Annotated in this window: 2 protein-coding genes and 2 pseudogenes; 1 reads left to right on the top strand and 3 read right to left on the bottom strand. The window is 43.7% G+C overall.

What is annotated here, in order from left to right; genetic code table 11:
• The first annotated feature begins 131 nt into the window (after positions 1-131).
• On the top strand, positions 132-500 hold the full coding sequence (locus tag THEPK_RS09295; RefSeq protein ID WP_042701217.1) for a hypothetical protein: 369 nt from the start codon (positions 132-134) through the stop codon (positions 498-500).
• Between the two features lie 33 nt (positions 501-533).
• Here the strand turns inward: THEPK_RS09295 and THEPK_RS13690 are convergent, their stop codons facing one another.
• From THEPK_RS13690 to THEPK_RS13175, 3 genes and pseudogenes are all read right to left on the bottom strand, one after another.
• Positions 534-656: a hypothetical protein gene (locus THEPK_RS13690; protein WP_255346970.1), complete on the bottom strand. Its 123-nt coding sequence runs from the start codon at positions 654-656 to the stop codon at positions 534-536.
• Between the two features lie 125 nt (positions 657-781).
• Positions 782-1957, bottom strand: a pseudogene (locus tag THEPK_RS09300) (RNA-guided endonuclease InsQ/TnpB family protein).
• Positions 1938-2016: pseudogene (locus THEPK_RS13175) on the bottom strand (IS607 family transposase); the annotation flags it as partial. The pseudogenes THEPK_RS09300 and THEPK_RS13175, both read right to left, overlap by 20 nt.

Raw genomic sequence — 2016 nt, forward strand, 5'->3', positions numbered from 1 at the left:
TCTCTCCCTTCTTTTTCTGAAAAATTATCAGAAACTTAAACCTAACGCCCTACCGCTTATCCTAACAGTATCCCTTCAAAAATGGAAAGTTTAATAAAAATTGAAGGTCAATAATTTCTGAGGTGATTGCAATGCCGATGGGACCGCCATTTGTTCCTGGGGCTATTGCTGCTATGGGATTCGCAGCAGTGCTGATAATCTTACTAGCCCTAATAATTGCAGGATTTTTCCTGATGCTTGGAGCAGAGCTGGCGGGAATAGAGGACGCAACCCTTGGAAAGTCCATGATAGCGGTTGTTGGCGGTGGAATCCTGGCTCTGCTTATAGGCTGGATACCGGTTATAGGGTGGATTTTAGGAATCATAGCGTACATCTGGGTCATAAAAACGGTCTTCAATACAGACTGGATAAAAGCAGCAATAGCGTGGCTTATGACGATCGTCGTAGAGATGCTGGTGGTGTTTATTTTTGCATTAATCTTGGGTGTTGCCCTTCTTTGATCTTTCTGTTTTTAAAATATTTAAAAAAGAAAATCAGTTGCTTTCCATTTTTCTATACTCGTAAGCTATGTTGCCGTCGATTATCGTATAAACGTCCTCTTTGCCATCCTTGTAATGAAGGATCGGTTTGTCTAGGAGGTCAAAGGTCTTCTTCAAGTCTTCTTTTGCGGCCAGAATAACCTTTTTCTCTACATAAACTGGAGCTCCTTCTGTTATGTATGGGGATAGGTCTTTAAATTCGTTGTTGGGTCTCTGCGCTCTTATCGTGTAAACCGTTCTGCCTACCCGTAAAGTGTGTGTAAAGTGTTAATTTCATAACGGGTAGGCTTCCAGCCTCCCGTCTTCATTGGCTGGCTTTCGGGGGGAACGGAGACTCCCCACATCTTCAGGGCTTTCAAACGAATATTCCAACTCCCAACAACATCCCTATCAGCCTCAAAACCACACTCGCATTTTAAAACCCTGTGCCCATTCGGGACTAGCTTCCCCCCACATATCGGGCACAGGGATGAAGTGCGAGCAGGATCAACAAAAACGACACTCACACCCTTCAACTTGGCTTTATACTCAATAATGGCTTGAAGCCTTCTAAAACTCCACCTGTGCAAGCGACCGTTCATTTCAGCCGAATACCTTATTGTGTTCCTGATTTCCGTTAAGTCCTCCAAGGTAATACCACCGTATTTTCAGCTAATTCAACGATTTTGTTAGCCAACTTGTGATACAAATCGTTCAGCCTGTTCCTCTCCCTTCTCATACTTTTTTCCAGAAGCTCTTCCCTTTTTGCCGGTTTTTATTTTCTTCTGAATTTTTCTCCTCTTTAGGAAGTAGCCAGTTCTAATCTCCCGCTCGTGTGTAATTATCTGAACGAATTCACCGTTTGGAAGGCTTAGCGTTACGTTGTTCTCGTTCAAGTCCACGCCGACAATGACTTTCGGCTCTCTGACTTCAACTTCCTTTGAGAACACCACGTGGAGGAAAATTCCCATCTGGTTTTTAACAAGCCAGGCTTGTCCTATTTTCCACTCCCTAAACTTCTCGTGGTACTTTGCACGATAAAACTCCAGTTTCAGCCTTCCACTTGGAGTTGAGAGCTTGATAATTCCCTCTTCAAGGTCGAGCTTGAAAAGATGATCATCCAGCATTATTACTTGCTTTTTGAAAATGGGTTTTCCGTTGGCTTTTCCTCGTCTTTTTCTCTTCCTGTAACTCTTGTAGATTGAGGTGGCCATTTGACAGGCCGTGTGAATGTAATGGCTCGGAAGGTCTGGGTATTCCCTCCGGAGGCCCTTGTAAGTCTCCTTCTTCAGCCGGTAAAAGCTCGTGATGTTGTTTTCGAAAGCATAATCAAGGAGAAAATTAACAATATCAGAATAAAGGGTGAAGAGGTCTTCTAACCCTTCGGGTTCTGTTTTGAGCTTGAACTTTGCCGTGAGTTTAATCGTCTCTGAGGGCATTTTTTACCGCCTCGACGAGGCGTTTTTTCTTGTGAGAACGGGCACCATAGAGTTTTCCA

The organism is Thermococcus sp. PK (assembly GCF_000430485.1).
Classification (GTDB): domain Archaea; phylum Methanobacteriota_B; class Thermococci; order Thermococcales; family Thermococcaceae; genus Thermococcus_A; species Thermococcus_A bergensis.